The following is a 25,839-nucleotide window of genomic DNA, read 5'->3' as shown; positions in this document are numbered from 1 at the left end:
GCGCTTGTGACGGTAATGTGATCTTTAAAACGTGAGGTTTACCGCAATTTTTGACTAATTTTTCGCTTGAAAATAAGCGGGAATTGGGTTTTCTACTGAAATCCGCGAGAACACCAAGGTTACTGCTGCTTGATATCACATTTCCGATAAAAAATAGGTCAATGGGGGTGAGGAAGAGACGGGCGCTCGTTGCGCCCGGGGGAGCGATCAGGCGTCGGGATAAACCTTCTCGTTAAACTCACAAAGATCTTCAATGATGCAGGAGCCACAGCGAGGTTTACGCGCGATGCAAGTATAGCGGCCGTGCAGGATAAACCAGTGGTGACAATCGACCTTGAACTCGGCCGGCACCACCTTGAGCAGCTTCTCTTCGACCAGATCGACGTTCTTGCCCGGAGCGAAACGGGTGCGATTGCAAACGCGGAAGATATGGGTATCTACGGCAATGGTCGGCCAGCCAAAGGCGGTATTAAGCACCACGTTGGCGGTCTTGCGACCGACGCCAGGCAGGGCCTCCAGCGCGGCGCGATCTTCCGGCACCTCGCCACCGTGCAGCTCTAACAGCATGCGGCAGGTTTTGATCACGTTCTCGGCTTTGCTGTTAAACAGACCGATAGTCTTGATGTAATCTTTGACGCCGTCGACGCCCAGGGCCAGCAGGGCGGCCGGCGTATTGGCCACCGGATAAAGCTTGGCGGTGGCCTTGTTGACGCTGACGTCGGTCGCCTGTGCGGAGAGCAGCACGGAGATCAGCAGTTCAAACGGCGTGCTGTACACCAGTTCCGTGGTCGGCTGCGGGTTGTTGTCTCGCAGCCGGGTAAGAATTTCCAGCCGTTTTTGCTTGTTCATCAGGCTTTCTCTGTCTGTCCTTGTCCCAGCGTCGGTTCGGCCAGCAAGGCTTTGGCCGTACGCGCTTTCATCCGTTCATCAATCAGGTATTTCAACGCCAGCAGCAGGCCCAGGCCGATAAAGGCCCCCGGTGGCAGCATGGCCAACAGGAATGGGCTGTCAAAGTGAACCACCTCAATGCGCAATACCTTGGCCCAACTGCCCAACAGCATATCGGCACCGTCGAACAGGGTGCCGTTGCCCAGCAACTCACGCATCGCACCTAGCGTCACCATCACGCCGGTTGCCCCCAGACCGATTGCCAGGCCGTCCAGCGCCGACAAACCGATGGGCTTTTTAGAGGCTACCGCTTCGGCGCGGCCAACCACGATACAGTTGGTGACGATCAGGGGAATAAAGATCCCCAGCGATTGATACAGGCCAAAGGCATAGGCATTGATCAACATCTGCACGATGCTGACCGCCGCTGCAATGATCATGACGTAAATGGGAATACGCACTTCATTCGGCACCCAGCGACGCACCGCGGAAATGGAGCCGTTGGTCAGCGTCAAAACCAGGGTGGTCGCCAGCCCAAGCCCGAGGGCGTTGGTCACGGTGGAGGTCACTGCCAGCAGCGGGCACATCCCCAGCAACTGCACCAGTGCGGAGTTGTTCTTCCACAACCCCTGGACAATCAGATCTTTGGCTTCACTCATTCGCTGGCTCCACACACGGGTAAGCTATCAAGTTTAGGCGGCAGCGTTTCCATATACAATGCCGTGCGCCGAACGGCGTTGACCACCGCGCGCGGTGTGATGGTTGCGCCGGTGAATTGATCGAACATACCGCCGTCTTTCTTCACCGCCCAGCGTTTATCGTCCGGGCCTTCAATTTTCTGGCCGCTAAAGAACGAAATCCAGTTCGAGATACGCAGCTCAATTTTATCGCCCAATCCGGGCGTTTCATGGTGTTCGACCACGCGGGTGCCCAGCACGGTGCCGTTGAAATCGGCACCGACCAGCAGCTGAATGGCGCCGGAATAGCCGTCCGGCGCGGTGGTTTCTACCGCGGCTGCCGTAGGTTGACCGTTTTTACGCGCCAGATACAGGCGGTGAGGGGCGCTGTTGCCCAGCGCCGGATCGCTGATCAGGAAGCACTCGGTCTGCATGTCGTTGTCGTAGTGTTCCGGTGGCACCACCTGGTCAAGCAGGGCTTTTTGCTGCAATGCCGCCTGGTGGGCGATGGTTTTTTGCGTCAGGCTATGCACCACCGCGGTCAGACCGGTAGTCACTGCGGCAAACACTGCCAGCGTGGTGCCATGCTTTCTCATTGAATTCAGCATCATGGCTCCTTAGCGATGGCCGTACACGCGAGGCTGCGTGTAGTGGTCGATGAGCGGTACGGTAATGTTGGCCAGCAGAACGGCGAAGGCAACGCCGTCCGGGTAGCCGCCATAAACACGGATAAGCCACACCAGCACGCCAATCAATGCGCCGTAAATCAGGCGGCCTTTTGGCGTGGTGGACGCGCTGACCGGGTCGGTAGCAATAAAGAACGCTCCTAACATGCTGGCCCCGGAAAACAGATGGATCAGCGGCGATGCCTGCTGCAGCGGGTCAAGCCACCAGGCCAGCCCGGAGCACACGGCGATAGCCGCCAGCATGCTGAACGGGATCTGCCAGTGGATCAGGCGGCGAGCCAGCATAAACAGCCCGCCGGCCAGGAAACCGAGGTTGACCCATTGCCAACCGATACCGGCCAAAGCGCCGCCAAACAGCGGCTGCTGCAACACTTGTTCGACGCTATGACCACTGCGCAACCCGGTTTTGAAACCGTCCAGCGGGGTGGCCTGACTGATACCGTCGATGCCCATTTGCAGTTCATGAATGGTGGCGCCCTGCGAGGTATGGCCGCTGAAGATCGCCAGCAGGGTATCCTGGAACGACAGCGCGGTGGCTCGCAGTTCATCCGGCGGCAGCCAACTGGTCATTTGTACCGGGAAGGCGATCAACAGCACCACGTAACCGACCATCGCCGGGTTGAACGGGTTTTGCCCGAGACCACCGTACAGCTGCTTGGCGATGACGATGGCAAAGAAGGTGCCGATGACAATCATCCACCAAGGCGCCAGTGGCGGCAGGCTGATACCCAGCAGCAAGGCGGTCAGCAGGGCAGAATTATCTGCCAGACGCGTGCGAACCGGCAGCTTGCGCAAGGCGAGGATAGCGCCTTCGGCCAGCAGGGCGACCAGCATTGCCAGGGCGGTTTGAATCAGAGTGCCGTAGCCAAAGAACCACACTTGCGCCGCGACACCGGGAATACAAGCCAGCATGACCCACAGCATAATACGGCTGGTGCTCTGCTGGTTATGGGTGAAGGGGGAACTGGCGATGTGCAAGCCTTTGGCGGCTGTGGGTTGTACCGGCCTGAACTTCATAGAATAACTACACCTATCTTTGCCGTACATCGGCAGGTTCAACGCGCCTCTCAGAGGCGTCGCAGGAAAAATTATAGCGCTGCATTCTACCTGAATCACTGCGAGGGTAATACGTCTTAATTGTGCGGGTATTCGGCTTTTAGCACGGGGTGTACGCGAGGGGGAAATTTCTAATGGCGCAATTGGATTTTTTTTGCCGGCAAAAGCGGGGTAGCTTGGTCGGTCAAAAGAAAAATCGTCGGCATCACTGGCCGGCAACAGGCGATAACCACTGGATTTGCAGGGTATTTTGAGGCCATTTTTTCGCACAAAATAACAACTTTTGCATAATCTATGTGGGTTATTATCCCGTGTATTATTAAGTTAGTGAATGTACATTAATGACAAATGAAGATGTATTTTTTATTGAAGAACTGATTGAGTGGGTTGAGATACATCTGGAAAAACGGCCTAATCTGGACGAAGTCGCGCGTATTTCCGGCTATTCCAAGTGGCATCTGCAACGCAAATTTAAACGCATCACCGGTATTCAGCTCGCTACCTATATTCGCTCACGTATTCTGACGCGTGCAGCGGTGGCACTGCGTATCACCCACCGGTCTATCATCGATATTTCAGACGAGCTGGGCTTTGATTCCCAACAAACCTTTACGCGCATGTTCAAACAGCGTTTCGACACTACGCCGAACCGGTATCGTTCGATGGACACGTGGGACGTAAAGAACCTGATGCCGCGCTTTAGTTTCGATGCCAATTTTGCCGCCGATTACTACCCGGAGATCAAACGCCTGACGCTGCCGGATATGCAGCTTGTGGGGGTTTCACGCCAGCTGGATTTCGCCTCGGAAACCGAGATCGAACATTCGTCCTGTATGGCGATGAAAGATGAAATTTTCACCGATTTCTTCCGCGGATTAAGCGTGGATTGCCATCGGGTGTACAGCATCCATTCAGTGCTCAAGCGGGGGGACACCGAATATTCGGCCACCCACATCATGGCGGTGGATCCCGAGAACAAACAGGATATTTTGTCGGGCTACCAGATTGACACCATCCCTATAACCGGCCGTGAATATATTTCTATTAATCATCTGGGCACCGCGAAAGAGTGTTCGCAATTCTTTGCTTATCTGATTACCCACGTGATGCCGGGACTGCGTGATAAAGTGAAAGGAAGCGTGGAGATGGAAATTATTCAACCCAAGGCGTGGAATCAGGACTCCAAAATGCGCCAGATTGACGTTGATTATACCTATCTGATTTCTATTGATTAGGGCGCGACCCGAAGGGCGGGGCCATCTGAACGCGCCCTGTGTTACGAACCGACCGTTTGACCCACTCACACATCACGCGCTGGCGGCGCTCACGCATTCATTATTGAGTGACACAGCCAGGGCCGCCTTGCGTTTTGCAAGGCGCCGCTTTCCGCTACTCTTTATCGGTTTCCGCCGTGGCCAGGTTTTGCTCAGCCTTTTTGGCCTTGACGCGCGCAATAGCTGCCGCAACCGCCGCCTTGCGTGGATCTTCTTTCTGCGCGGCAGTTACCGGTTCTGCCGATGATTGAATGGTTTCGGCCTGCTGCGCGGCTTTCTTGGCTTTAGCGCGCGCAATGGCCGCCGCAACCGCCGCCTTACGTGGATCTTCTTCCTGCGTGGTAGTTGCTGGTTCTGTCGGCGATTGAACGGTTTCGTCCTGCTGCGCGGCTTTCTTGGCTTTAGCGCGCGCAATGGCCGCCGCAACCGCCGCCTTGCGTGGATCTTCTTCCTGCGCGGCAGTTACCGGTTCTGTCGGTGCTTCAACGGTTTCGGCCTGCTGGGCCGCTTTTTTGGCTTTGACCCGTGCCAATGCAGCGGCCACGGCTGCCTTGCGCGGATCTTCTTCCGGTGCCACAGCTATCGATTCAACAGGTGTTCCAACCGATTCGGCTTGCTGAGCAGCTTTCTTAGCTTTGACCCGTGCCAATGCAGCGGCCACGGCTGCCTTGCGTGGATCTTCTTCCTGCGCCACAGCTATTGGTTCAGCAGGCGTTTCAACCGCGCCGGCTTGCTGAGCTTCTTTCTTGGCTTTAACCCGGGCTAACGCAGCAGCAACTGCAGCTTTACGTGGATCTTCGCCCTCTACAGCAGGAGACGTCGCTGGGGCGGCGGCTGCATCTTGCTGAGCACGACGTTCACGCGCCTGGGCTTTACGGGCTTCGCGGGCTGCGATCATCTCGCTATTGTCCGGGGCATCGCCGCTAATTGTTCCGGTTGCCGGCGCAGCATTTTTACTGCGCACGCGGGCCAGGGCGGCTTGTACCGCATCCTGATCGCCGTCGGTCAATTTGACGGCCGCTTTCTTGTGACGCTCTTCGCGCGCCAGTTTTTCACGTTCCAGACGAGCCAATTTGGCTTCGTAACGCGCCTTGGCTTCGGCGGTGCGCGCGGCTTCCTGATCGATGGCTTTGATTTCGGCCTTTTCCTGGCGATAGTACTGCACCAGCGGAATATTGCTGGGGCAGACAAAGGCGCAGGCACCGCACTCAATGCAGTCGAACAGGTTATGCTTGCGGGCTTTTTCGTGTTCTTCGCCACGGCTGAACCAGTAAAGCTGCTGTGGCAACAGGCCTGCCGGGCAGGCATCAACGCATAAACCGCAGCGAATGCAGGACTGTTCAGGTTCCTGAGGCGCCATTTCAGTGACGGAAGGGGCCAGAATACAGTTGCTGATTTTTACGATCGGCACGTTCAGCGCGGGCAGGGTGAAGCCCATCAGCGGGCCGCCCATGACCACCATTTGTTGGGCCTGCGGCTGGAAGCCGGCAAAGTTCAGCAGGTGCTGCACCGGCGTGCCGATGCGCGCCCACAGATTACCCGGTTGGCTGAGCGCTTCACCGGTAAGGGTGACCACGCGTTCGATCAAGGGTTCGCCGTCGACAATGGCGCGCTTGATGGCAAAGGCTGTCCCGACGTTTTGCATCAGCACGCCGATAGCGGAGGAGTGTTTGCCGTGCGGCACTTCCTTGCCGATCAGGATCTTGGTGAGCTGCTTGGCGCCGCCGGAAGGATATTTGGTTGGGATCACCCGCAGCGAGATGCCCGGTTGATCGCGCAACGCCAGTTTTAACGCTGCAATCGCTTCGGGCTTATTGTCCTCGATGCCGATCAGCGTCACTTTCGGCTGCAGCAGGTGACGCAGGATCTGCGTGCCTTCGATCACTTGATCGGCATGCTCCTGCATCAAACGGTCATCGGCAGTGATATAAGGCTCGCATTCCGCGGCATTGAGGATCAGCGTTTCTACCCCGTTCATGCCGCCCTGCAGCTTGCTGGCAGTGGGGAAACCTGCGCCACCCAACCCGGCGATGCCGGCCTGATGAATACGCTGGATCAGTTCGCCGGTAGGCAGTTGACGGTAATCCGCCACGGGTGCGCGTTCGCACCAACGGTCTTCGCCATCCGGCTGAATAATTACGCACAGTTCTGCCAGCCCTGAAGGGTGAGCGGTAATATGCGGTTTAATGGCGCTGATGGTACCGGAGGTCGGTGCGTGCACCGGCACGGTACGGCCGCGGCCGACGGTCAGCGGCTGGCCTTTCAGCACCTGCTCGCCGACTTTGACGCACAGCTCGCCTTCCGGTCCCAAATGCTGTTGCAAGGGGATCACAAAGGTATCGGGCAGCGGGGCGGTACGCAGCGGTACGCCGCTGGACTGGGTTTTCATTTCCGGGGGATGGATCCCGCCGTCGAAATCCCAAATCCGGTCTTTTTTGAAAGCGGCGAACAAATTAAGCATGTTGCTCCACGTGGATCACTTGCACCGGGATCGTCTTCATATCCCACTTCCAGTTGGCGGTAGTGGTGGCGACCGGTTTCATTTCAATACAATCGGTAGGGCACGGTGCGACGCACAGGTCGCAGCCGGTACAAAGATCGGTAATCACGGTGTGCATGGCGCGGGTGGCGCCAACTATCGCGTCCACCGGGCAGGCCTGAATGCACTTGGTGCAGCCGATGCAGTTGGCCTCATCAATATAAGCGACCTGGCGCACCGGCTCGGCGGCGGCTTCGCTGCCCAGCGGCTGAGGCTCGACGTTGAGCAATTCGGCCAATTTCAGCATCACTTGCTCGCCGCCGGGGGCGCATTTGTTGATCATCTCACCGTTGGCCACCGCCTCGGCGTAAGGGCGACACCCTGGGTAACCGCACTGGCCGCATTGGCTCTGCGGCAGGATCTCATCGACCTGCTCGGCCACCGGATCTTCTTCCACTTCAAAGCGGCGCGCGGCGAAGCCCAGCACCAGCCCGAACAACAGGCCGAGGGCGCTGAGCGCAGCAATCGCAATCCATAACGTGGTCATTAGAATTTCACCAGCCCGGTAAAGCCCATAAAGGCCAGAGACATCAACCCGGCAGTGATCAACGCGATGGAAGAACCACGAAATGGCGCAGGCACGTCGGCAACCGCCAGACGCTCACGGATCGCGGCGAACAGCACCATCACCAGCGAGAAGCCGGCGGCGGCGCTGAAGCCATATACCGCAGACTGCAGGAAGTTGTAGCCGAGGTTGACGTTAAGCAACGCCACGCCAAGCACCGCGCAGTTGGTGGTGATCAGCGGCAGGAAGATGCCCAGCAAGCGATACAGTGCCGGGCTGGTTTTGCGTACCACCATCTCGGTAAATTGCACCACGACGGCGATCACCAAAATAAATGACAGGGTGCGCAGATACACCAGATCCAACGGAACCAGGATAAAGGTGTTGATCACCCAGGCGCTGACGGAGGCCAGCGTCATGACAAAGGTGGTGGCCATCCCCATGCCGATGGCGCTTTCCAGTTTTTTGGAAACGCCGAGAAACGGGCACAGGCCGAGGAACTTCACCAGGACGAAGTTGTTCACCAGTACGGTGCCGACAAACAGGAGCAGGTATTCGGTCATTGCGATGCCTAAAAAAATAAAAGCCGCCTATTATCGGGAATTGGCGGCCTGACCACAACACAGTGATAGCAAGGTTATTGCTCTTTTCGCCCTTTTTTGGCGAAAATTTACACAATCATACGCACAAAACGTGCCACAACGCGCCTAGCGTTCGGTAAAGGTCCCTTTGACCCGCTTGGATCGCTTCATATAAGGCACCAACAGTGCCGCCATCAGCAGGGGCCAACCCAGGCTGCGTACGGCCAACTCGTCCGGTACCGGCGCAAAAGCAAAGGCTTTGACCGCCAGTAACACGGTAATCAGCAACCACAGCAGGAAAAACTTGGGGAAGCGTTGCGAACGATGGCAGAACAGCCACAGCAGCCACAGCGTAAAGCACCACATTGCCATCGTGGTCAGCACTGAAAAATACCACTGTAGGCTAAATGCCTGAGCGTTGGTCAACAGGTATTCGCGCGATTCCGGCATGAAAATCGCCATGCAATACAGCAGCAGCATCAGGCTGGCACTCAGCAGGGTGACAATCAGGTAGGACATCGGGGCCAGCAACCAACCGCCAATACGGCTGTAATCAGCTTGAGACATAAACGGCTTCCTGGGTAAGACATGATTCAATGTGACAGCCGCATAGCTTAGCGGGTAATACGGGCTTCGTCATCAATATCAAGCGGATGGTCGGCGCCAGGAGGCCGGTGCAGCACGTTTGGCTACCGACGGCATGATAAGCCGCCGGTAGCAGGCCGATTAACGGCGATTAAGCTGATAGTAGGCTTCGTTCCAGCGCAGCTCGTTTTTGAACGCCGGCAGGCTGGTATTGTGGTCGATCGTCACAAACTCGATATTATGCATCTCTGCGTAAAGTCGCAGCAGGTCGGCATCCAACGCCTGTGAGAACACGGTATGGTGTGCACCACCCGCCAGGATCCAGGCTTCGGCGGCGGTAGCAAGCGTTGGCTGAGCCCGCCAGATGGCGCGCGCCACCGGCAGCTTGGGCAACGGATGCGGTTGTTCCACGGTATCCACCTGATTGACCAGCAGGCGGAATCGGTCGCCCAGGTCGATCAGGCTGGCATTGATCGCCGCACCGGCCGGCGTGGAGAAAATCAGCCGTGCAGGATCCGCCTTGCCGCCGATACCTAGCGGTTGTATATCCAACAGCGGTTTTTGTTCTTTGGCGATCGATGGGCAAACCTCCAGCATGTGCGAACCGACCACCAAATCGTTGCCCGATTGGAAATGGTAGGTGTAATCCTCCATGAATGAGGTACCGCCTTCCAGTCCCTGCGCCATCACTTTCAGGATGCGCAACAGCGCGGCTGTTTTCCAGTCGCCTTCGCCGCCGAAGCCGTAACCCTGCTGCATCAGGCGCTGTACCGCCAGCCCCGGTAACTGCTTCATGCCATGCAAGTCTTCAAAATTGGTGGTGAAGGCCTGGAAGTTACCCTGTTCGAGGAAGCGCTTCATGCCTAATTCGATTCGCGCCGCGTCGAGCAGGTTTTCACGCTTTTCCCCGTTGATTTGCGCCGCATCGCTCAAAACATAGCTGGCTTCGTATTCTTCAATCAGCGTAGCCACATCGCCACGGCTGACTTCATTGATCACGCTGACCAAATCACCGATGCCATAGGCATTCACCGAATAGCCGAATTGGATCTGCGCCCCGACTTTGTCACCTTCGGTCACGGCAACCTCACGCATGTTGTCGCCGAAGCGGGCCACTTTCAACTGCTGACTGGCCTGTTTGGCGGTGGCTGCCCGCATCCACTGAGCAATGCGTCGGTGCGCCTCGGGGTCTTGCCAATGGCCGGCTATCACGCTGTGCTGCTGACGCATGCGCGCGCCGATAAAGCCAAATTCGCGGCCACCGTGTGCGGTCTGATTGAGGTTCATAAAGTCCATGTCCATGCTGTCCCAGGGGACCTGAGCGTTGAACTGGGTATGGAACTGCAACAGCGGCTTGTGAAGGATAGACAGTCCGGCGATCCACATTTTGGCCGGCGAAAAGGTGTGCAGCCAGGCCATGATGCCGATGCACTGTGGCTGATAGTTGGCGTCGCGGCACAGTGCGGTGATTTCATCCGGTGTGGTGACCAGCGGTTTCAGCACCAGTTTTACCGGCAATCCTGCCTCGCGGTTGAGGTTTTCCACCACCTGCTCGGCGTGTGCCTTGACCTGTTGCAAGGTGTGCGGGCCATACAGGTGCTGGCTGCCGATGGCGAACCAGACTTCGCGCTGCTTGAATGCGTCCATGGAGACTCCTGAATTGTCATGTCGAAATGGGGGTTCAGCAGGCTGAACCGGCGTTTGGGGCATAGCGCGGCTCGGCGGCCTGGCACCATTGCTGATAGCGTTGATAAAGCTGTTGGTAACGGGCGACGCGCTGCGGATCCGGCTGGAGAGTGCGTTCGATGCCGCAGGCCATGTGGCGTTGTGCTTCGGGCACGCTGCGGAAATGGCCGGCCGCCACGGCGGCGAAGATAGCCGCGCCCAGCGCGCAACATTGGTCGGAGGCCACGATCTGCAGCGGTCGGTTCATCACGTCGGCGCAGACCTGCATGATCGCCGGTGATTTACGCGCAATCCCCCCCAGCGCAAGTACGTTGTCCACCGGAATAGCCTGCTGCTCAAAGCACTCCATGATGGCGCGGGCGCCGAAGGCGGTAGCAGCGATAAAGCCACCGAACAGCGTCGGCGCATCGGTGCCGAGGTTGAGATCGGCGATCACGCCTTTCAGACGTTGATTGGCATAGGGCGTGCGGCGGCCGTTAAACCAGTCCAGCACCACCGGCAGATGATCCAGTGACGGTTTTTCGGCCCAGGCCTCGGTCAGCGCGGCCAGCATGCCGGCTTCTATCTGTTGCAATTGGGGCTGCAGCTGCGGTTGGCTTTTTGCCGCTTCGCGCAGCGGCCAGCTCAGCAGGCGACCGAACCAGGCGTACATATCGCCAAAGGCGGACTGTCCTGCTTCCATACCGATTAACCCCGGCACCACGCTGCCGTCGACCTGGCCGCAAATGCCTTCGATGGCGCGTCCGTCCACCCGCTGGCGATCGGCGATCAGGATGTCGCAGGTAGAGGTGCCAATCACCTTCACCAGGGTATAAGGCTGGGCACCGGCGCCTACTGCGCCCATATGGCAGTCGAAGGCGCCGCCTGACAGCACCACCGTGGTTGGCAATCCGAGGCGTGCGGCCCATTCGGCACTCAGTGTGCCGACCGGCAGCTCGGCGGTGTGGCAGTCGTCAAACAGCGGGTAGGGCAAATGCTCAATCAGTAAGGGATCGAGTGCGGCAAAAAAAGGTTTTGGCGGCAGGCCGCCCCAGTCGGGGTGCCACAAGGTTTTGTGGCCTACGCTGCAACGCCCGCGTTTCAACTGCTGTGGGGCGGTGGTGCCGGAAAGTAACGCCGGCACCCAATCGCACAGCTCCACCCAGGAGGCTGCCGCCTGACGTACCTCGGCGTCCCGTCGCGTGACGTGCAGAATTTTGGCCCAGAACCATTCGGAGGAGTAAACGCCGCCGATATAGCGGGAATAATCGGGAAATTTGCCGCTGCGGCAGAGCCGATTGATGGCATCCGCTTCTTCGAGCGCCGTGTGATCTTTCCACAGCACAAACATGGCGTTTGGGTTGTCGGCAAATTCTGGCCGCAGCGCCAATACCTGGCCCTGTTGGTCGATCGGTGCAGGGGTGGAGCCGGTTGAGTCGACGCCGATACCCACGACCTGCAGCCGTTGCGCCGGAGTCATGCGCTGCACCAGACTGACGATCGCCTGTTCCATGGCTTCAATATAGTCGAGCGGATGGTGACGAAAGCGATTCTCCGACGCATTGCAAAACTCACCGCGCTGCCAGCGGGGGTAATAAACCACCTCGGTATCCAGCTCTGCACCGTTTTGGCAGTCGACCGCCAACGCCCGCACCGAGTCGCTGCCGAAGTCCAAACCCAGGGCAATAGCACCTGCCGTCATGATGTTGACTCCTGATGTGTTAATACGCTGTGACAACCATAGGAGCCTAAGCGGTGAGCAGGTGAGGAGTCATTGGCTGGAAGTATGCACTTTTCTGCTTCCCCCAGTGGTTTTGTGACGGCGGTCATAAGTTGGCGCTTGGCGAAATTCGCTAAATATATGCACATATCTGCTGTATTCCACGGATGTGATAGCGCTCTACATTTCAGCAACAAATACCCGCTAAAACTTAAGCCGTCTTACCCCGGCTGTAAGGCAATGCCGCGAGATAAGCGCTACACCAACAGCCATTACTCTAATGATAACGTTTTCACCGCGAGCGGGTTTCGTCGCCACAGAGAACAAAATAGCGGAGAGCATCATGCATAAATTCACTAAGGCGCTGGCGACACTGGGACTGGCGGCCGTTATGTCACATTCGGCTATCGCCGAGACCATGAAGCTGGGTTTTTTGGTCAAGCAGCCGGAGGAGCCCTGGTTCCAGACCGAATGGAAATTTGCCGACAAGGCCGGTAAGGATCTCGGGTTTGAGGTGATTAAAATCGCGGTGCCGGACGGCGAGAAGACCCTGAATGCCATCGACAGTCTGGCGGCCAGCGGGGCCAAAGGGTTTGTTATCTGCACGCCGGATCCGAAATTGGGCTCGGCGATCGTCGCCAAGGCGCGCAGTTACAATCTGAAAGTGATCGCGGTGGACGACCAGTTTGTTACCGCCAAAGGCAAGCCTATGGACAGCGTGCCGCTGGTGATGATGGCCGCCACCAAAATCGGCGAACGCCAGGGGGATGAGCTGTGGAAAGAGCTGAACAAGCGCGGCTGGAAGCTGCCGGATACCGCCGTGATGGCCATTACCGCCGATGAGCTGGACACGGCCCGTCGCCGCACCGGCGGTTCCATTGCCGCACTGAAAGCCGCCGGTTTCCCGGAAAAGCAGATTTACCGCGTGCCAACCAAATCCAACGACATCCCGGGGGCGTTCGACGCCGCCAACTCGATGCTGGTGCAGCATCCTGAAGTGAAGAACTGGCTGATTGTCGGCATGAACGACAACACCGTGCTCGGCGGCGTGCGCGCTACCGAAGGCCAGGGATTCAAGGCTCCCAACGTCATTGGCATCGGGATCAACGGGGTGGATGCGGTCAGTGAGCTGTCCAAGGCTCAGGCGACCGGCTTCTACGGTTCGCTGCTGCCAAGTCCGGATATTCACGGCTACAAGAGCATCCAGATGTTGCATGACTGGGTCGAGAAAGGGGCAGAACCGCAAAAATTCACCGAAGTGACAGACGTGGTGCTGATCACGCGTGACAACTTTAAAACCGAACTGCAGAAGAAAGGCCTGATGTAAATACCGAGCCGCCCACAGCACGTTGTCGGGCGGCGTTTTTAACTGCAGGAGGAAAACACTATGACCACCGCGCTGCCGTATTTGGCGTTTAAAGGCATAGGCAAAACCTTCCCGGGCGTGAAGGCGCTGGATGACATCAGCTTTAGCTGTCAGGCCGGGCAGATCCACGCGCTGATGGGGGAAAACGGTGCCGGGAAATCCACGCTGTTGAAAATCCTCAGCGGCAACTATTCGCCTTCTCAGGGAGAAATTCAGCTGCAGGGGCGGCCGGTTACCTTCACCAGCACTACCGACGCGCTGGATGCCGGGGTGGCGATCATCTACCAGGAGCTGCATCTGGTGCCGGAAATGACCGTGGCGGAAAACATTTATCTCGGCCAACTGCCGACCCGGCGTGGGCTGGTGGATCGCAAGCTGCTGCGTTACGAGTCCCGGCTTCAACTGGAGCATCTCGGGCTGGATATCGATCCGGATACGCCATTGAAATACCTGTCGATCGGCCAGTGGCAAATGGTGGAAATCGCCAAAGCGCTGGCGCGCAACGCCAAGGTAATCGCGTTTGACGAGCCCACCAGTTCTTTGTCCGCTCGGGAGATCGAGCAGCTGTTCCGGGTGATCCGCGAGTTGCGCGCTGAAGGGCGCGTGATCCTGTATGTCTCGCACCGCATGGAGGAGATTTTTGCTCTTAGCGACGCCATCACCGTGTTTAAAGATGGCCGCTATGTACGCACCTTTGACGATATGCGTCAGGTCGATAACGCGCAGCTGGTGCAGGCGATGGTGGGGCGCGATCTCGGTGACGTCTACGGCTATCAGCCGCGTGAACTGGGGCCGGTGCGTTTGGATCTCAAGGGGCTGCAAGCGCCCGGCGTGAAAACGCCGATCGATCTGAACGTGCGGGCCGGGGAGATAGTCGGGCTATTTGGCCTGGTCGGCGCCGGCCGCAGCGAGTTGATGAAGGGCATCTTTGGCGCCACACGGGTTACTGCCGGGCAACTGATGCTGGACGGGCAGGCGATTGTCATTCGTTCGCCGATTGACGCGATCCGCGCCGGCATCATGCTGTGTCCGGAAGACCGCAAGGCGGACGGCATCATCCCGGTGCATTCGGTGCGCGACAATATCAACATTAGCGCGCGGCGTAACAGCATCCGTGCAGGTTGCCTGATCAACCCTGGCTGGGAGGTCAGCAACGCCGAGCATCATATACGTGCGTTGAATATCAAAACGCCCAGTGCCGAGCAGTTAATTATGAACCTGTCCGGTGGCAACCAGCAGAAGGCGATTCTGGGCCGTTGGCTGTCGGAAGACATGAAGGTGATCCTGCTGGATGAACCGACACGCGGCATTGACGTTGGCGCCAAACACGAGATTTATAACGTCATTTACCAGCTCGCGCAGCGCGGCATCGCGGTGCTGTTCGCTTCCAGCGATTTGCCCGAAGTTCTGGGGCTGGCGGACCGTATCCTGGTGATGCGGGAAGGGGCCCTGTCCGGTGAATTACTGCATGACGAAGCCAGTGAGGAAAAGGCCCTCAGTCTGGCGATGCTGCGCACCCCCGAGATTGCCCCCGATGCCGCTGCGGCGGTGGCCTGAAAGTGAAGGAGAAAGAGATGTCGACCATAACGACCCATTCTGTGAAAAACCGCAGCGGCCAGGGGCTGGCGCGGATCTGGGACAGCTACGGCATGCTAGTGGTGTTCGCGGTGCTGTTTATCGCCTGCGCGCTGTTTGTGCCTAATTTCGGCTCATTTATCAATATGAAAGGGCTGGGGTTGGCGATATCCATGTCCGGCATGGTGGCCTGCGGCATGCTGTTTTGTTTGGCCTCCGGCGACTTTGATCTGTCAGTCGCGTCGGTGATTGCCTGCGCCGGGGTCACGACCGCGGTGGTGATCAACATGACCGAAAGCCTGTGGATCGGCGTGGGCGCCGGTTTGCTGCTGGGAATGGTCTCCGGGTTGATCAACGGTTTTGTTATCGCCCGGCTGAAAATCAACGCGCTGATCACCACCCTGGCCACCATGCAGATTTTTCGCGGGTTGGCATACATCATTTCCGATGGGAAAGCGGTAGGCATTGAAGACGAGCGCTTCTTTACGTTGGGTTATGCCAATTGGCTGGGGTTGCCTGCGCCAATCTGGATCACCGTAGCCTGTCTGATCCTGTTCGGCTTCCTGCTCAATAAAACCACCTTTGGCCGCAATACGCTGGCGATTGGCGGCAACGAGGAGGCGGCCCGACTGGCCGGGGTACCGGTGGTACGCACCAAGATTGTGATCTTTATGCTGTCCGGGCTGGTTTCCGCCGCTGCCGGCATCATTCTGGCTTCGCGCATGACCAGCGGCCAGCCAATGACCTCGATCGGCTATGAATTGATAGTGATCTCCGCCTGCGTACTGGGTGGGGTTTCGTTAAAAGGCGGTATCGGTAAAATCTCCTACGTCATCGCCGGTATCTTGATCCTCGGCACGGTAGAAAACGCCATGAACCTGCTGAATATCTCACCGTTTTCGCAGTATGTGGTGCGCGGTGTGATCTTGCTGGCGGCGGTGATTTTTGACCGTTACAAGCAGCAGGCCAAGCGTCGGATTTAGAAAATCGGCAACCCCGTTCACAGTTCTGTTATCGGCTCAGGCAGTTCTCTGCCGTGCCGATACACTTGTTCAGGACAGTTCTATCAGCCGTTCCGGGAGGACAGATGTACCATCGCATGGCACAGGAACCGCAGCCGAACCCGCTGTTGCCGGGTTACACCTTTAACGCCTATCTGGTGGCGGGGTTGACGCCCATCATGGCGGACGGCCCGCTGGATTTCTTTATCGACCGCCCCGGCGGCATGAAGGGCTATATTCTCAACCTGACCATCAAGGGCCAGGGCAAGGTGTTTGACGGTGAGGACACCCTTTACTGCAACCCCGGCGATCTGCTGCTGTTTCCTCCCAAGGCGGCGCATTACTATGGGCGTTCGCCGGACAGCGACTGCTGGTATCACCGCTGGGTGTATTTCCGACCGCGGGCCTACTGGGCCGACTGGCTGGAATGGCACAGCAAGACCCACGAAGTCGGGCGCTTGACGCTGCCGAACAACAACTTGCTGCTGGAGTTCGATCGGCTGTTCGCCAATATCGAGCAAACGCAGCGTTCCGGCCGGCGTTTCGCCGAAGAGTTGGGGATGAACCTGCTGGAGCGTTTGCTGCTGCGCGCGATGGAAGAGGACCCGCTCAGCCCGCAGAAAATCATGGATCCCCGGGTGATAGAGGCCTGCCAGTTTATCACCGGCAACCTGGCCGGTGAGTTGCGCATTGACGAAGTGGCGCGCCACGTTTGCCTGTCGCCTTCGCGCCTGGCGCATCTGTTCCGTGAGCAGGTGGGCATCAATATTCTGCGCTGGCGCGAAGATCAGCGGGTGATCCGCGCCAAACTGCTGTTGCAGACCACGCAGGAGTCGATTGCCACCATTGGCCGGGTGGTGGGTTATGACGATCAGCTCTATTTTTCCCGCGTGTTCCGCAAACGGGTTGGGGTCAGCCCGAGCGATTTTCGTCGCCGTAGCCTGGAGATAAACTACCCGGCCAGGAATCAGCGTGAGACGCCTTATGCTGTGGCTACAAATTAACATTACATTTACTTCTTGTTCCCGCCAGCGTCATGGTGTCAAATCTGACTGGTCTATTGCGAGCCAGTAAGAGGAAACACCATGGCAGAAAAAATTCGGGTTGGGCTGGTCGGTTACGGCTATGCCAGCAAAACCTTTCATGCGCCGCTGATTGTCGGCACCCCAGGCGTAGAGCTGGCTGCCGTTTCCAGCAGCGATGCCGGCAAAGTGCACGCAGACTGGCCATCGATGACGGTGGTCAGCGATCCGCAGGCGCTGTTTAACGACCCCTCTATCGATCTGATCGTCATTCCTACTCCCAACGATACCCATTTCCCTCTGGCGCAGCAGGCGATGGCGGCCGGCAAGCACGTGGTGGTGGACAAGCCTTTCACCGTGACGTTGTCACAGGCGCAGCAGCTGGAGCAGCAAGCGCAGCAGAGCGGCAAACTGCTGTCGGTGTTCCACAACCGCCGCTGGGACAGTGATTTTCTGACGCTCAAGGCATTGTTGAAAGAAGGCGCGCTCGGTGAGGTGGTTTATTTCGAGTCTCATTTCGACCGTTTCCGCCCGGAAGTACGTCAGCGCTGGCGTGAGCTGGGCGGTGCCGGTAGCGGCATCTGGTACGATTTGGGGCCGCATCTGATCGATCAGGCACTGCAACTGTTCGGCAAACCGGAAACGCTGTTTGTCGATCTGGGTGAACTGCGTCCGGGCGCACAATCGGTGGACTATTTCCACGCGATATTGAACTACGGCAAACGCCGGGTCGTTCTGCACGGCACGGTGTTGGCCGCGGCGGAAACCGCACGTTATATCGTGCACGGTACTCAAGGCAGCTTTATCAAATTTGGGCTGGATCCGCAGGAAGACCGCCTCAAAGCGGGCGAGCGTTTGCCGCAGGCTGACTGGGGTTACGATATGCGTGACGGCGTAGTGACATTGTCACGTGATGGCGTGCTGGCGGAAAAACCTTTGCTTAGCATTCCAGGCAATTATCCAGCCTATTACGCCGCTATTCGCGATGCCATTAACGGTGAGGGCGAAAACCCGGTCACGGCCAGCGAGGCCATCAAAGTGATGGAAATGATTGAACTGGGCATGGAATCTGCGAAACAACAAAAGGCGCTGCCGGTCGCCTAAGCGCGGCGCTTTATTCTCAGGGTTCGGCGTGCCGAACCCTGAGACGGCTGACAAACATATAATGTTTGGCGGCAGGCGCTAAAGGTTTTGAAAATAAACCAGGAAAATCAATTTATTGATTTTCGGCTAATAACACAAAGGGGGAAAAACCACGCTTTTATCCCCCTTTGTCAATAACCTGAGGGTTCGGCGTGCCGGGCCCGTCTTACTCCTCGAGGGATCCTGACCCATGTCCTGGTTGCAGCGTCTGCGTATTGATAAATTTTTGCTGGTATTGATTCTGGTAGTGATTGTCGCTTCGGTTTTCCCCTGCGAAGGCAGATGGGCAACCTTTTTTGAGCATCTGACCACCGCGGCTATCGCACTGTTGTTCTTTATGCACGGTGCCAAGCTGTCGCGCGAGGCGATTCTCGCCGGTATGGGCCACTGGAAGCTGCATTTAGTGGTCTTTCTCAGCACCTTCGCGCTGTTCCCACTGCTGGGGCTGGCGATGAACCTGATGGTGCCGGGGCTGATGACACCGACGGTTTACCTGGGCTTCCTGTACTTGTGCGCACTGCCCGCTACGGTGCAGTCGGCGATTGCCTTTACTTCTGCGGCGGGCGGTAACGTGGCGGCCGCAGTGTGCAGCGCTTCGGCATCCAGCATCCTCGGCGTTTTCCTTTCGCCGCTGCTGGTAGGGGCGCTGATGCATACCCAGGGCGGCAATACCGATGTGTTGCACGCCATAGGTTCGATCATTTTGAAACTGATGGTGCCCTTTGTGGTTGGGCATTTGGCTCGGCCGTTAATCGGCAAATGGGTCGATCGCCACCGCAAGCTGATCAATCTCACTGACCGTTCATCGATTCTGCTGGTGGTGTATACCGCCTTTAGCGCCGCGGTGGTGGAAGGCATTTGGCACAAGATTGACGGCTGGTCGTTGCTGACCATTTTAGTGATGTCGCTGGTGTTGCTGACGGTGGTGCTGATTATCAACACCTATGCTGCGCGCTGGCTGGGGTTCAATACCGCCGACGAAATCACCATCGTATTCTGCGGTTCGAAAAAGAGCCTGGCGAACGGCATCCCGATGGCCAACGTGCTGTTCCCGGCGGCGGCGGTGGGTGCCATGGTGCTGCCGTTGATGATTTTCCATCAGGTGCAGTTAATGGTGTGTGCCGTACTGGCCCAGCGCTACGCGCGCAAAACGGCCAAACAGCGCGCAGAGGCAGGCGTGTTGACCGCGAAATGAAATAAATAAAAAGGGCGCTTGGCGCGCCCATTTTCACTTAGCCCCGAACTTTATTGCGCAGCGCCTGTTTTTCCTGTTCGCTGAGGAACGCCATTTTCAGGCCGTTTTCCTGGGCGGTACGGATTTCAGCCGGCGTCAGGCCGGCTTGCGGTGCTGCCACGCGGTATTCGTGTTCAATTTCGATGCCCTGTACGGCCGGGTCGTCGGTATTGATCGACGCCATAACGCCGTGACGCAGGAACTTCGCCAGCGGATGCTGTGCCAGAGAAGGCACGGTGCTGGTCTGAATGTTGGACGTCAGGCAAGACTCGATGCCGATGCCGTGTTCGGCCAGGAAATCCATCAAGGCCGGATCTTCAATCGCTTTTACACCATGGCCGATACGCTCGGCACCCAGTTCGCGGATAGCCTGCCAGATGCTTTCCGGGCCGGCGGCTTCACCTGCGTGTACGGTGATGCGCAGGCCGGCGTCACGGGCGCGATTGAAGTGGCTGAGGAACAGGCTGCCAGGGAAGCCCAGTTCGTCGCCGGCCAGATCCAGCGCGGTAATACCGTCGCGGTGTGCCAGCAGACCTTCCAGCTCTTGCAAACAGGCCGCTTCGCCGAAGGTGCGGCTCATAATGCCGATCAGGCGCACATCGATACCCAAATCACGGGAACCGGAACGAATGCCATCAATCACGGCTTCCACCACCCCAGCCACCGGCAGCTGATGCTTCATCGCCATGTAATACGGTGAGAAGCGCAGTTCGGCATAGTGCAGACCGGCGTTGGCAGCATCCTCGACGTTTTCGTAGGCAACCCGGCGGCAGGCGTCCAGGTCGCCCAGCACCGCTACGCCCCAGTCCAGCTTTTGCAGGAAACTGATCAGATCCGGTTCGGCGTGGGTAATTTGCACGTGTGGACGTAGCGCTTCCAGTTCGTTAGCGGGCAGGGCAAGGTTGAACTGGCGGCCGAGGTCGAGAATGGTTTGCGCGCGGATGTTGCCATCGAGGTGACGGTGGATATCGGTCAAGGGGAGGCGTGGGTCAATCATGATGTGCACTCGTTATTTTGTTGTAGGTAAAGTGCAGATCAGTATAAAAACAAAATGATGAAAATTGCCATTGAGTTGCATAAAAAAGTGACGACAATCACACTAATGTTGCTGATTGCTGCCTTTATGCACTAAAGCGGGAGCGCGCCGCTCCCGCATTGATGTCGGTAACAGAGTTTATCCCACCCTCAGTTTTGCGATGTTTTTTTCCTGGTTATCGCCTACGCCGTGCTGCGCCAGCCAGTGGTTAGCCCTGTCGATGTCCAACGGTTGTGCCTGCTCAATACGCAGCACCGGGCCCAGGGCCATCGGCATGGCGCGATCGGCCAGCGCCCGCAGTTCGGGCAAGTATTCCGCACCAGGGTGGCCTTTGGGACGCTGACCGGTGCGTGCCGCGTAGCGTTCGGCGGCCAGGTTACCGGATATCTGATTCCACACTTCCAAAACTTGTGTGACGCCCGCTTCACGCAGGTATTGGCGTAGCTGTTCTCTGGACTGAAAGCCAAACCAGGCGTCGATGACATAGATACAGCGCAACGGCGCCTGCGCCACCATTGACCAGATAGCCTGGTATGCGGCATAGCCCAACTGACGGTTCAGCTCGCGGTCTATGTTATCCAGGCGTGCCATAAAAGGTTCTTTGATACCGTCGAGGGAGAGATAAGGCAGATCAAAATGGTGTGCCAGCGCGCGGGCGACGGTACTTTTCCCTGAAGCCGGAACGCCATTGACCAAAATAACGGTTTTACCGACGTTGTCTGCTGTCGAAGTCATAATATTTCCACTACCTCTTGCCAGAGTTTTGCGGCGCGTAACCGCTCGAGCCGCGGCTTGTTATCCAGCAAATCCACAATCGCGCGGATGCCTTCCTCAATGTGGTTGTTACTGTCGGTCGCCCCGAACAGGATCACGATGTCGGCCTCTTCACTGTCTTCGAAGGCGATCGGTTGCTCCAGTAGCACCATGCTGAAACAGTTTTTGATCACGCCGCATTCCGGGCGCGCATGGGGGATGGCAATGCCTTCGTCGAATACGTAATAAGCCCCATGGGCCAAGGTGTTGCTGATCACCGCCTGATAATAGGATGCGTGAATATAGCCGTTTTCGACCAGGGGCCGGGCTGCCAGCTCAATCACCTTCTTCCAGTCGGTTTCCTGCACGCCGACCTGTATTGCACCGGCTTCTATCAGCAGTTGTTTAATCGTCATCATATTCCCTCAAAGAGACTTCCTGATAATATTGCGCAGCTCATCCATTTTAATAAAAATGCCGTCGATCCGCTGGCGATGGTTTTTATTTTTGGCATAAACCTTTAATGCGCGATTATAAGACAGCATTAAAGCCTTATGAATTTCGCCATCCGCCGGCGCTGTGGCCAACTGCTGTTCCAATAGATCAATTTCGGCCGATATTTCATTGGCTTCGGCATTCTGCTGGCCGTGATCAAGTGCTTTATTTCGCGTGCTTTTCATAAAATTAAACATGACCTTCTCCACAAATTAAGCGTGAACTTTCCAGCCCCGACGGGCGCCGGGGCACCAGGGTTGTGAGTTTTATAAAAAAGAAAATAGGGCAGTGATTATTTAAACAGGCCGATCTTTTCCGTTAATACCTGGGTAACGGCATTGTTGGCGGGGATCAGGAATTTGCGCACGCTGTCATTGACCTTGCCCTTTTCAAAGGTTTGTTTGCATCGGTCGACCCATTGCACGTTCATCTCGGTGCCCACGTTCACTTTCTCGATGCCACCGGCTACCGCGAGCCGCATATCCTCATCGCTGACGCCGGTACCGCCATGCAGCACCAGCGGGGTACCTGTGGCGGCGGTGATTTCCGCCAGACGCTGGTGTTGGATATGCGCCTTGCCGGTATAGAGTCCGTGGACGGTGCCTACCGAGACCGCGAGCATATCGACTCCGGTTTCATCGACAAAGCGTTTGGCATCTTCCACCGTGGTAAAGCAGATATCCTCTTCCGCCACCGCCTTACCGTCTTCGGAGCCGCCGATGGCACCCAATTCGGCTTCCACCGACACGTTGCGCTGGCGTGCAATGTCGATGACCCGCCGGGTGTTGGCGATGTTCTCGTCCATTTCCAGGTGCGAACCGTCATACATTACCGAACTGAAGCCGGCCTCAATCGCCGTCTCGATGGAGGCAATGTCAGAGCAGTGATCCAAATGCAGGCAGGTGGGAACATCCTCGCTTTGGGCCAGAGAACGCACCGAATCAACCAGCAGCCTGTAACCCAAATATTCGGCGGTCCCGGTCGAAATCTGGATCATCAGCGGGCTGTGCATGTTTTTGGCCGCTTTGAAAAAGGCCGGTAACATCTCCAGACAGTGGAGATTAAATGAGCCTATGGCTTTGAAATCACGAGCTTTGGCCACGGACAACAGCTCGTTGAAATTATAGAGTTTCATGGACTTTTTCCTCATGGTGCTTGGTTGATTTACCGTTAACAAACCACGCAATCAGCGTGACGAAGACGATGAACAAGGCGATGAACAGCCAGTTGCCCTGGAAAGCATGTCCCATCACCAGCCCGCTGCTGATGACGTCGGAGTCGCTGAAAGTCACCCCGACAAAGCCGTAGCTTTCCAGCATTGGCACCAGAATGGCCGGCAGGAAGGTGATAAACAGGCCGTGAACCACGCCGCCTATCATTGCGCCGCGACGGCCGCCCAGCGCATTGCCGAAGATGCCTGCGGTGCCGCCGGCAAAGAAGTTGGTCAGCAAACCGGGCAGGATCATCGCCAATCCGAACATGGGGAAAACGATCATGCCGATGATTGAGCCGAGGGTGGTGGCGAGGAAGCCGACGATCACCGCGTTAGGGGCGTAGGGGAACAGCACCGGGCAATCCAGCGCCGGTTTGGCATCCGGCACCACGCGCAGGGCGATACCGCGGAATGCGGGTACCAGCTCATTGAGCAGCAGGCGTACGCCGCTGTAGAGGATAAATACGCCGGCGACAAACTGGATGGCCTGCATAAAGGAATACATCAGGTAGTTCATGCCGCCGGCATACTGGGCGATGTACTGCGGACCGGCAGCCAGCGCCGGGATCAGATACATCGGGATCATCACCACCGCCATCGACAGGTAGGTGTCCTGCAGGAACTTGAAGTTATCGGGCAGCTCCAGGTCTTCGGTGGAGCGGGAGCCCTTACCGACTACCTTGGCGACGGCAGCCTGTACCAGATAGCCAATGGTGCAGAAGTGCCCCAGGGCCACATCGTCCGAACCGGTGATTTTGCGCACCACCGGCTGGGCCAGGGCAGGCATCAAGACCGCCATCACGCCGCCGAATATGCCGCCGGTCAGAATCAGCGGCATGCCGGTGAGCCCGGCCTTGTAGCCGATCACCGCCCCTATGGTGGCCATCCACAGCAATGCCTGACCGGTCAGGAAGATATATTTGAATGGAGTAATGCGCGCAATGATGATATTCACCGCGAAAATCACCATCAGGGTCAACGCCACCTCTGAACCCAATTCACGGTTGGCCAGGCCGGCAATGGCGGCGACGTCGGTGATATAACCGGTCATGCCGAAGCCCTGGGTGAAAATGCTGTTCAGATAGGTCAGGGCGCCGACAATAATGTTGATGCCGGCCATCATGATCAGGAAGCCCAGCAGGGTTTTGAAGGTGCCTTCGGCCATTTTGCCGATGGATTTCTTCTGCAGCAATAGCCCCAGCATGGCGATAAATGCGACCAGAATGGAAGCCTGGCCCAACAGGTCTTTGACGATAAAGTCAATCAGGCTATTCATGGCGGGTTTCCTTCATGTCACGTTCTTTCAGGAAGGCCACGATCTTTTGCTCAATTTCCACTTTATCGGTAAGCCGATGCAGAATAATCACCCGCTTTTTTTCCTCTTCGCTGGCGTCGGCATTTAAAATATCGGCGAAGGTTTTTTGGGTAAGAATAATATCTGATTTAAAGGCGCTGGCCTCAGAGATAGTGGTGTGATCAATATCTGCCTCAATCTCCAATTTCTTCAGCACCGCTCTTGCGCTCATTTCGATGGCAAAGCTGGAGCCGAGGCCACAGCCACATACGCACAGTATTTTAAGCATGGGTATCTCCTCAGATTATATTTAATTGCCTGGCGAGTTTGTAATGGTGTCCTTCGGTATCAACCAAACGTTTCTGCATGCTGATTAAATCGATGGGAATAGGTTGGTTGCCGGCATTAATAATAATTGCCTTGTTCTTCATTCCTGAATGAATACAGCGAACGACTTCGCTGGCCATAATGGTCCCCTGATAAATCTCTTCGCCGGTCGGTTCACCATTACGCAGACCGTAACCCATAATCGTTTTACGAATACGCACGCCAATTTTGGGCTCCAATTGTTTAATCATGGTGTCGATGGCGCCTTGAAAACCGGGCGAGTACTCTTTGGTATAGCCTTCTGAGCACAAAATAATCACGCTGTTTTGTTGCTCCAGCCGCTGGGTTATTTTTTCCGCCAACTGAGTCAAGGCATATTGGCACTCCGGGATCAGGGCAAAGTCCGCATTGGATTTGATCGCCGATTGCAGCGTCAACTCACCGCAGTAGCCGCCCAGCAGCTCAATCATAAACACGCGTCCGGGCAGGGCGCGTCCGGTGTTTCTCAGTTTTGAGACTTCTTTTATCACCTGTTCGCAGGCGGTGGAAAAGCCAATGCTGTAATGGCTGCCGAAAACGTCATTGTCGATAGTCATCCCCACGCCAAAACAATTAATGCCAAATTCGCTGAGCGTATTTAAAAACTGCAGCGACCCATCACCGCCGGCCATAATAAGCACGTCTATATGCAAAGCCTTAAGCTGTTTGCTGATGATTTCATATTCTCCAACCGTCAATTTCCTGGCCGTGCGGCCGGAAGACATTATCGGCATTGATGAAATAGAAAAATCAACCAAATCGCGTTGGGCAATAGGACTGTGTTGATTAGCCAATAATCCGGGAATACCACCGTTAAACAGAATGATATCTGCCTGCGCCAACCTGGCGACCTGGAAAATAAAGTTATTGATCCCGGTGACATCGCCGCCGCTTATTACTACGCCAATCTTCATATACCTGTCTCCAGCCAGTTCCGTGGAGCTCATTGTCATTTTTGGCATCGGTAAAATTTGCAGGCGATATCACAAAACAATCACAAATATTTTTATGGTTGACCTTGACAGGCTTGTCGGTGAGGTTAATTTTGCGAAGGAGATCTCATTTTATTTTAGGGGGGTTTTGAGATATTTCCGATGATATTTTTAATAATCAATGTGTTGCGTTAACGTCGCGTTAAGGCCGGTTTTATCGCCATCAATGATGA

25 protein-coding genes are annotated in these 25,839 nt (G+C 56.6%); 7 read left to right on the top strand and 18 right to left on the bottom strand.

Annotated elements, in window-relative coordinates; all coding sequences use genetic code 11:
• Positions 1-207 precede the first annotated feature (207 nt).
• The 4 genes from nth to rsxD are packed head-to-tail and all read right to left on the bottom strand — an operon-like array spanning position 208 to position 3,268.
• The gene (gene nth / locus H5P17_RS08630; protein ID WP_020826710.1) at positions 208-849 is read right to left on the bottom strand and encodes an endonuclease III; all 642 of its coding nucleotides are present in this window, start codon (positions 847-849) and stop codon (positions 208-210) included.
• On the bottom strand, positions 849-1,547 hold the full coding sequence (locus tag H5P17_RS08625) for an electron transport complex subunit E (RefSeq protein WP_020826711.1): 699 nt from the start codon (positions 1,545-1,547) through the stop codon (positions 849-851). The genes nth and H5P17_RS08625 overlap by 1 nt, the downstream gene beginning before the upstream one ends.
• Positions 1,544-2,173, bottom strand: coding sequence for an electron transport complex subunit RsxG (rsxG, locus tag H5P17_RS08620; RefSeq protein ID WP_044550707.1), 630 nt, complete (start codon positions 2,171-2,173; stop codon positions 1,544-1,546). Before rsxG ends, H5P17_RS08625 begins: the two co-directional genes overlap by 4 nt.
• A gap of 9 nt (positions 2,174-2,182) precedes the next feature.
• Positions 2,183-3,268, bottom strand: coding sequence for an electron transport complex subunit RsxD (gene rsxD, locus H5P17_RS08615; protein ID WP_044550710.1), 1,086 nt, complete (start codon positions 3,266-3,268; stop codon positions 2,183-2,185).
• Between the two features lie 380 nt (positions 3,269-3,648).
• Here rsxD and H5P17_RS08610 point away from each other — a divergent pair, with 380 nt between their 5' ends.
• A complete protein-coding gene (locus tag H5P17_RS08610) occupies positions 3,649-4,542 on the top strand; it encodes a helix-turn-helix domain-containing protein (RefSeq protein WP_182822380.1) in 894 nt (297 codons plus the stop codon).
• Between the two features lie 154 nt (positions 4,543-4,696).
• Here H5P17_RS08610 and rsxC read toward each other — a convergent pair whose 3' ends face one another.
• The 6 genes from rsxC to H5P17_RS08580 form a co-directional block, all read right to left on the bottom strand.
• Positions 4,697-7,042: an electron transport complex subunit RsxC gene (gene rsxC / locus H5P17_RS08605; RefSeq protein ID WP_182822378.1), complete on the bottom strand. Its 2,346-nt coding sequence runs from the start codon at positions 7,040-7,042 to the stop codon at positions 4,697-4,699.
• Positions 7,035-7,607 carry an electron transport complex subunit RsxB gene (rsxB, locus tag H5P17_RS08600; RefSeq protein WP_174574139.1) on the bottom strand — a complete coding sequence of 191 codons (573 nt, stop codon included), beginning with the start codon at positions 7,605-7,607 and terminating at the stop codon, positions 7,035-7,037. Before rsxB ends, rsxC begins: the two co-directional genes overlap by 8 nt.
• Entirely contained in the window at positions 7,607-8,188 is a 582-nt protein-coding gene (gene rsxA, locus H5P17_RS08595; RefSeq protein WP_004938443.1) for an electron transport complex subunit RsxA, read from the bottom strand. Before rsxA ends, rsxB begins: the two co-directional genes overlap by 1 nt.
• Before the next feature lie 144 nt (positions 8,189-8,332).
• Positions 8,333-8,773, bottom strand: coding sequence for a DUF2569 domain-containing protein (locus tag H5P17_RS08590; protein ID WP_182822375.1), 441 nt, complete (start codon positions 8,771-8,773; stop codon positions 8,333-8,335).
• 159 nt (positions 8,774-8,932) lie between these two features.
• Entirely contained in the window at positions 8,933-10,438 is a 1,506-nt protein-coding gene (araA, locus tag H5P17_RS08585) for an L-arabinose isomerase (protein ID WP_044550732.1), read from the bottom strand.
• A gap of 34 nt (positions 10,439-10,472) precedes the next feature.
• A complete protein-coding gene (locus H5P17_RS08580; protein WP_182822373.1) occupies positions 10,473-12,158 on the bottom strand; it encodes a ribulokinase in 1,686 nt (561 codons plus the stop codon).
• Positions 12,159-12,519: 361 nt separating this feature from the next.
• Here H5P17_RS08580 and H5P17_RS08575 point away from each other — a divergent pair, with 361 nt between their 5' ends.
• From H5P17_RS08575 to H5P17_RS08550, 6 genes are all read left to right on the top strand, one after another.
• On the top strand, positions 12,520-13,503 hold the full coding sequence (locus H5P17_RS08575; protein ID WP_182822371.1) for an arabinose ABC transporter substrate-binding protein: 984 nt from the start codon (positions 12,520-12,522) through the stop codon (positions 13,501-13,503).
• 60 nt (positions 13,504-13,563) lie between these two features.
• A complete protein-coding gene (gene araG, locus H5P17_RS08570) occupies positions 13,564-15,099 on the top strand; it encodes an L-arabinose ABC transporter ATP-binding protein AraG (protein ID WP_182822369.1) in 1,536 nt (511 codons plus the stop codon).
• Positions 15,100-15,116: 17 nt separating this feature from the next.
• On the top strand, positions 15,117-16,100 hold the full coding sequence (gene araH, locus H5P17_RS08565) for an L-arabinose ABC transporter permease AraH (RefSeq protein WP_044550746.1): 984 nt from the start codon (positions 15,117-15,119) through the stop codon (positions 16,098-16,100).
• 104 nt (positions 16,101-16,204) lie between these two features.
• Positions 16,205-17,122: an arabinose operon transcriptional regulator AraC gene (gene araC / locus H5P17_RS08560; protein ID WP_020826722.1), complete on the top strand. Its 918-nt coding sequence runs from the start codon at positions 16,205-16,207 to the stop codon at positions 17,120-17,122.
• 81 nt (positions 17,123-17,203) lie between these two features.
• Positions 17,204-18,244: an oxidoreductase gene (locus H5P17_RS08555; RefSeq protein WP_182822367.1), complete on the top strand. Its 1,041-nt coding sequence runs from the start codon at positions 17,204-17,206 to the stop codon at positions 18,242-18,244.
• A 229-nt stretch (positions 18,245-18,473) separates the two neighbouring features.
• Positions 18,474-19,478 (top strand): bile acid:sodium symporter family protein, encoded by a 1,005-nt coding sequence (locus H5P17_RS08550; protein ID WP_182822365.1) that lies wholly within the window; start codon positions 18,474-18,476, stop codon positions 19,476-19,478.
• A 37-nt stretch (positions 19,479-19,515) separates the two neighbouring features.
• Here H5P17_RS08550 and add read toward each other — a convergent pair whose 3' ends face one another.
• The 8 genes from add to H5P17_RS08510 form a co-directional block, all read right to left on the bottom strand.
• Positions 19,516-20,514 (bottom strand): adenosine deaminase, encoded by a 999-nt coding sequence (add, locus tag H5P17_RS08545; RefSeq protein ID WP_182822363.1) that lies wholly within the window; start codon positions 20,512-20,514, stop codon positions 19,516-19,518.
• A gap of 177 nt (positions 20,515-20,691) precedes the next feature.
• On the bottom strand, positions 20,692-21,288 hold the full coding sequence (locus H5P17_RS08540; RefSeq protein ID WP_182822361.1) for an AAA family ATPase: 597 nt from the start codon (positions 21,286-21,288) through the stop codon (positions 20,692-20,694).
• Positions 21,285-21,722, bottom strand: coding sequence for a PTS sugar transporter subunit IIA (locus H5P17_RS08535; RefSeq protein ID WP_182822465.1), 438 nt, complete (start codon positions 21,720-21,722; stop codon positions 21,285-21,287). The genes H5P17_RS08540 and H5P17_RS08535 overlap by 4 nt, the downstream gene beginning before the upstream one ends.
• Positions 21,723-21,731: 9 nt before the next feature.
• Positions 21,732-21,998, bottom strand: a complete 267-nt coding sequence (locus tag H5P17_RS08530; protein ID WP_182822359.1) for a hypothetical protein — start codon at positions 21,996-21,998, stop codon at positions 21,732-21,734.
• A 95-nt stretch (positions 21,999-22,093) separates the two neighbouring features.
• Positions 22,094-22,936, bottom strand: coding sequence for a class II fructose-bisphosphate aldolase (locus tag H5P17_RS08525; protein ID WP_182822357.1), 843 nt, complete (start codon positions 22,934-22,936; stop codon positions 22,094-22,096).
• A complete protein-coding gene (locus H5P17_RS08520; protein WP_182822355.1) occupies positions 22,923-24,290 on the bottom strand; it encodes a PTS sugar transporter subunit IIC in 1,368 nt (455 codons plus the stop codon). Before H5P17_RS08520 ends, H5P17_RS08525 begins: the two co-directional genes overlap by 14 nt.
• Complete coding sequence (locus tag H5P17_RS08515) at positions 24,283-24,597, bottom strand: PTS sugar transporter subunit IIB (protein ID WP_020826731.1); 315 nt, start codon at positions 24,595-24,597, stop codon at positions 24,283-24,285. Before H5P17_RS08515 ends, H5P17_RS08520 begins: the two co-directional genes overlap by 8 nt.
• 10 nt (positions 24,598-24,607) lie before the next feature.
• On the bottom strand, positions 24,608-25,588 hold the full coding sequence (locus H5P17_RS08510; RefSeq protein ID WP_182822353.1) for a 6-phosphofructokinase: 981 nt from the start codon (positions 25,586-25,588) through the stop codon (positions 24,608-24,610).
• Positions 25,589-25,839: the final 251 nt, after the last annotated feature.

Origin of the sequence: Serratia sp. OS31, from assembly GCF_014164835.1 — a bacterium.
GTDB lineage: Bacteria > Pseudomonadota > Gammaproteobacteria > Enterobacterales > Enterobacteriaceae > Serratia > Serratia liquefaciens_A.
Note: the sequence above shows the minus strand (reverse complement) of the source record. Positions and strands in the feature narration are given on the sequence as shown.